This is a genomic window from Tepidibacter formicigenes DSM 15518 (assembly GCF_900142235.1).
Taxonomy (GTDB): Bacteria; Bacillota; Clostridia; order Peptostreptococcales; family Peptostreptococcaceae; genus Tepidibacter; species Tepidibacter formicigenes.
In genome coordinates, this window is sequence record NZ_FRAE01000113.1 from 1 (window position 1) to 3,803 (window position 3,803).

Genomic DNA, 3,803 nt, shown 5'->3' on the forward strand with positions numbered 1-3,803 from the left:
GTAAAGTTGAAAATATAGAGAATAGAATAGGGAATTTAGAGAGTAAAGTTGATGAATTAATAGAATTTAAAGATGAGGCTAATAAAAAATTAGATTATTTAGTAGATAGTATTAGTATTTTAGAGATTAAAGAAAAGGAAAATGAGGTTAATATAAACAAACTTAAAAATCATTTAAAAGCTGTAGAATAAAACTTAATAATAAACTTAAAATACATTTAGTAGGTTGAAACCTACTTTTTTTGTTATAATATATAAGAAATTATACACATTGTTGAATTTTATATAGAATTAATGTAATTTCTTTAATATATTTCAATAAAAAAATTCGCTTCATGCTATCGCATGGCTCATGTCACCAACGAGTCCTAACGGACTCCGTTGCTCAAAATAGTTGATACTTTTATTCGGTTACCAAAGTTATCAACAGTTTAAAAAATTTATAATTTCCTATAGAGTAAAATATACTTTATGTATTTTTAAATTAAATATTTTATTATAATATATAAGAAATTACGTAGATAGGAGTAATAAAAATGGAAAAAATATATTTAAAAGATGAAAAAGAAACTCGAGGAATTGGATATAGATTAGGAAAATTATTAAATAAAGGAAATGTAGTATGTTTAATAGGGGATTTAGGAGCTGGAAAAACTACAATAACTAAGAGCATAGCAAATGCACTTGATGTCCATGATTATATTACAAGTCCTACTTTTACCATAGTTAATGAATATGAAGGAAGATTACCTTTATATCACTTTGATGTTTATAGAATATCATCTAGTGAAGAAATGTATGAAATAGGATTTGAAGAATATATATATGGGCAAGGGGTTTGTATTATAGAGTGGGCAAACTTAATTGAAGATATACTTCCTGATAATTATTTAAAAGTAGAGCTTAATTATAAAGAAGAGGGAAGAGAAATGATTTTAACACCTTTTGGAAGTGAATATGAAAAAATAGTTGAGGAGTTGTTAAAGTAATGAAAATACTTGGAATAGATACATCTTCAGAAGTTGCTACTGTTGCAATTATGGATGATGATAAATTAATAGGAGAATATACAATAAATCATAAAAAAACTCATTCTCAAAAGTTAATGCCAATGATTGATGAAATGTTCAAATCATGTGAAATTACTCCAAATGATATAGATTTAATCGGAGTATGTATAGGACCTGGATCTTTTACGGGGCTTAGAATAGGAGTAGCCACTGCTAAGGCCATAGCTCATGCAAGAAACATTCATATAGCTGTAGTTAATTCACTTGAAAGCTTGGCTTTTAATATGAATTTATCAAAAGGAATAATATGTCCTATAATTGATGCTCAGAGAAATCAAGTTTATACATGCAAATATTCATGGGAAAATAATACTCTTGTAAGTATTGATAATATAAGTGTAAAAAATATTGATGAACTAATAGATGAAATTAAAGAAAGATATGAAGAAGTAGTGCTCCTTGGAGAAGCCGTTGATTTACATAAAGATAAACTAAATGACTTAGATAATATTTATATAGCTCCTAATTCTCATAAATTAGCAAGAGCATCTAGTGTATGTGAATTAGCCTTTGAAAAATATAAAAAAGGTGATGTGAAAAACCACTATGATGTAGTGCCATACTACATAAGAAAATCTCAAGCAGAAGTTCAATATGAGGAAAAGCTAAAGAGGATGGGTGAAAATGGGAAATAACATTAATGTAAGATACTTAACTAAAGATGATATAAAAAATATAGTTGAGATAGAAGAACTTTGTTTTCCTACGCCGTGGACAAAAGGTGCTTTTGAAAAAGAACTTAAAAACAAGCTTGCTAGATATATAGTAATTGAAAAAGATACTAATATAGTAGCTTATGGAGGAATATGGCTTATTATAGACGAAGGACATATAACTAATATAGCAGTTCATCCAAACTATAGAGGGTTAGGATTTGGAAATGAAATAGTTAGTGCTTTAATAAATGAATGTATAAAAAATAATATAGTTTCTATGACTCTTGAAGTAAGAAAATCAAATATTATGGCTCAAAATTTATACAAAAAACACGGATTTAAAATAGCAGGTATTAGACCTAGTTATTATACAGATACACAGGAAGATGCACTTATTATGTGGAAAGATATAAATAAAGGAGTGTAGTTGATGAAGAATATAATAACTTTAGCAATAGAAAGCAGCTGTGATGAAACTTCAGCAGCAGTTCTCAAAAATGGAAGAGAAGTTTTATCGAATATAGTTGCAACTCAAATAGATCTTCATAAAAAATTTGGAGGAGTAGTTCCAGAGGTTGCTTCGAGAAAACACATAGAAAATATAGATGCTGTTATTCAAAGTGCTTTAGATGAGGCGAATATAACTTTTAATGATATAGATGTAATAGGTGTTACTTATGGACCGGGACTTGTTGGAGCACTCCTTGTAGGCTTATCTAATGCAAAAGCATTATCTTTTGCATTAAATAAGCCTTTAGTTGGAGTTAATCATATAGAAGGACATATTTGTGCAAACTTTATAGAGGACAAAACTTTAGAACCTCCTTTTATATGCTTAATAGTTTCTGGAGGACATACTCATCTTGTTGAAGTTAAAGATTACGGAAAGTACGAAATACTAGGAAGAACCAGAGACGACGCAGCAGGTGAAGCCTTTGATAAAATAGCTAGGGCTTTAAAACTTGGGTATCCAGGAGGCCCTATAATTGATAAATTAGCTAAGGCAGGAAATAAAAAAGCAATAGATTTTCCAAGGGTTTATTTAGAAGAAGATAGTTTTGATTTTAGTTTTAGTGGATTAAAATCAGCAGTTCTTAATTATTTAAATGGAAAGAAAATGAAAAATGAAGAAATAGTTGTAGAAGATGTAGCTGCATCTTTTCAAGAAGCAGTAGTAGAAGTTTTGGTTAATAAATCTATAAAAGCAGCTAAGGTAAAAGGGTATGATAAAATAGTGCTTGCTGGAGGAGTTGCTGCAAATTCAGGATTAAGAGAAAAGCTTATAGATAAATGTAGTGAAAATAATATATCTGTGAAATATCCATCTCTTAAATTATGTACAGATAATGCTGCAATGATAGGATGTGCAGCATATTATGATTATATAAATGGAAGAATTTCAGATTTAAGCTTAAATGCAGTTCCTAATTTAAAATTGGGACAAAAATAAAAGCTAGGACTTTCCTAGCTTTTATTTTATGCATTTTGAAAAGTATTAGTTCTTTTTAAAATAGTGTCTACAACAAAGCTTGCTATAACTAATTTAATTAAATCTAAAATTACAAAAGGTGCAACTCCTGCCATGAAAGCTTTTTTTAAAGACAAATTTAAAATAAATTTAAGTTGAATCATTCCTGTTAAATATATAACAATAAGCCCGAATAACATACCAATACTTATATTTATAATACCTTTTTTTTCACTAAAGTATCCAATAATATATGTAGCAATAGGATACGCTAGTAAGTATCCACCTGTTGGACCTACTATCACATTAAATCCTCCTTTAAATCCAGCAAATACAGGGATTCCAATTGCTCCAATTAGTAAAAATACAATTTGAGATATAAATCCGTATTTTTTACCAAGTAGTGCACCTGCGAGTGCAACAGCAAGTACTTGAAAAGTAATAGGAACTGGTTGTATTGGTATAGAAATTTGAGAAGCAATTGCTGTTATTGCTGCAAATAAAGATGATAATACCAAATTTTTAGTATTCATAATATCCTCCCTCTATATACTTTTATTTTCTCTTAAATACTCTCTATTTCTTACAATTTCATAAATTGATAGATATA

At 28.6% G+C, this 3,803-nt stretch carries 6 protein-coding genes; 5 read left to right on the forward strand and 1 reads right to left on the reverse strand.

The genetic code is table 11. The features are described from left to right. The 5 genes from BUA77_RS14065 to tsaD all read left to right on the forward strand — a co-directional run. The coding region (locus tag BUA77_RS14065) for a hypothetical protein (protein ID WP_159429002.1) at nt 1–191 on the forward strand (191 nt) is incomplete at its 5' end. 344 nt (nt 192–535) lie between these two features. Beyond that, complete coding sequence (gene tsaE / locus BUA77_RS12860) at nt 536–988, forward strand: tRNA (adenosine(37)-N6)-threonylcarbamoyltransferase complex ATPase subunit type 1 TsaE (protein ID WP_072890910.1); 453 nt, start codon at nt 536–538, stop codon at nt 986–988. Continuing rightward, the gene (gene tsaB, locus BUA77_RS12865; RefSeq protein ID WP_072890913.1) at nt 988–1,704 is read left to right on the forward strand and encodes a tRNA (adenosine(37)-N6)-threonylcarbamoyltransferase complex dimerization subunit type 1 TsaB; all 717 of its coding nucleotides are present in this window, start codon (nt 988–990) and stop codon (nt 1,702–1,704) included. The genes tsaE and tsaB overlap by 1 nt, the downstream gene beginning before the upstream one ends. Next, nucleotides 1,694–2,152, forward strand: a complete 459-nt coding sequence (rimI, locus tag BUA77_RS12870; protein ID WP_072890916.1) for a ribosomal protein S18-alanine N-acetyltransferase — start codon at nt 1,694–1,696, stop codon at nt 2,150–2,152. Before tsaB ends, rimI begins: the two co-directional genes overlap by 11 nt. 3 nt (nt 2,153–2,155) lie before the next feature. Continuing rightward, nucleotides 2,156–3,175 (forward strand): tRNA (adenosine(37)-N6)-threonylcarbamoyltransferase complex transferase subunit TsaD, encoded by a 1,020-nt coding sequence (tsaD, locus tag BUA77_RS12875; protein ID WP_072890919.1) that lies wholly within the window; start codon nt 2,156–2,158, stop codon nt 3,173–3,175. 26 nt (nt 3,176–3,201) lie between these two features. Here the strand turns inward: tsaD and BUA77_RS12880 are convergent, their stop codons facing one another. After that, entirely contained in the window at nt 3,202–3,726 is a 525-nt protein-coding gene (locus tag BUA77_RS12880; RefSeq protein ID WP_072890921.1) for a biotin transporter BioY, read from the reverse strand. Between the last annotated feature and the right edge of the window lie 77 nt (nt 3,727–3,803).

Coding starts and splice junctions, on each gene's coding strand:
- tsaE (WP_072890910.1), top strand. CDS start 536: ATGGAAAAAATATATTTAAAAGATGAAAAAGAAACTCGAGGAATTGGA.
- tsaB (WP_072890913.1), top strand. CDS start 988: ATGAAAATACTTGGAATAGATACATCTTCAGAAGTTGCTACTGTTGCA.
- rimI (WP_072890916.1), top strand. CDS start 1,694: ATGGGAAATAACATTAATGTAAGATACTTAACTAAAGATGATATAAAA.
- tsaD (WP_072890919.1), top strand. CDS start 2,156: ATGAAGAATATAATAACTTTAGCAATAGAAAGCAGCTGTGATGAAACT.
- BUA77_RS12880 (WP_072890921.1), bottom strand. CDS start 3,726: ATGAATACTAAAAATTTGGTATTATCATCTTTATTTGCAGCAATAACA.